This is a genomic window from Paenisporosarcina sp. TG20 (assembly GCF_000286315.1).
GTDB lineage: Bacteria > Bacillota > Bacilli > Bacillales_A > Planococcaceae > Paenisporosarcina.
In genome coordinates this window covers 1-609 of sequence record NZ_ALJG01000016.1, presented here as the reverse complement: position 1 = coordinate 609, position 609 = coordinate 1, and the positions used below count along the sequence as shown (strand labels likewise).

The following is a 609-nucleotide window of genomic DNA, read 5'->3' as shown; positions in this document are numbered from 1 at the left end:
ACTTCCTCCATAGAAACCCCAGTTTTTTCCTCAATTTTCTTAAAAAATGAGTTATTCATTTGATTCCCTCCTATCTCTCTAAACTCCGATGATTAATAGGATGAATAGTACGACAATGAGAACAAATGTTGACCCGTTTTAAGCACATCAATTGAGTTTTCTGTGCATAACCAAAGAGATTTATAACTTCCATACATGGCGACTATTTCCTCCCTTACCATTCGACCTAGAATATGCAAATAGGTTCAAATGAGTAGGGCATATCGCCTAGGATACTTCACCTTTTGATTTAAAAATAACTGCAGCTATGACGCCAAAAATGATTGCTGCACTAATTCCAGAACTGGTCACTTCAAACATACCAGTTACCACGCCAATAATACCGTGTTTCTCGGCCTCTTGCATTGCACCATGAGTCAATGAATTACCAAACGATGTAATCGGGACGGTTGCTCCTGCTCCTGCAAAATCGATGAATGGCTCATATAAACCAAGTCCATCTAAGACAGAGCCAATGACAACAAGTAAACTTAGTGTATGCGCAGGTGTTAATTTCGCCACATCGAAGAGGAGTTGTCCCACTACACAAACCAGTCCCCCAACTACAAA

The 609-nt window shown here is 40.1% G+C and carries 1 protein-coding gene and 1 pseudogene; both read right to left on the bottom strand.

The features are described 5' to 3' along the window. Positions 1-78 precede the first annotated feature (78 nt). Positions 79-135, bottom strand: a pseudogene (locus tag B371_RS24365) (YjcZ family sporulation protein); the annotation flags it as partial. Positions 136-267: 132 nt separating this feature from the next. After that, positions 268-609: stage V sporulation protein AE (gene spoVAE, locus B371_RS0100085; protein WP_019412343.1), on the bottom strand; the 342-nt coding region annotated here is incomplete at its 5' end.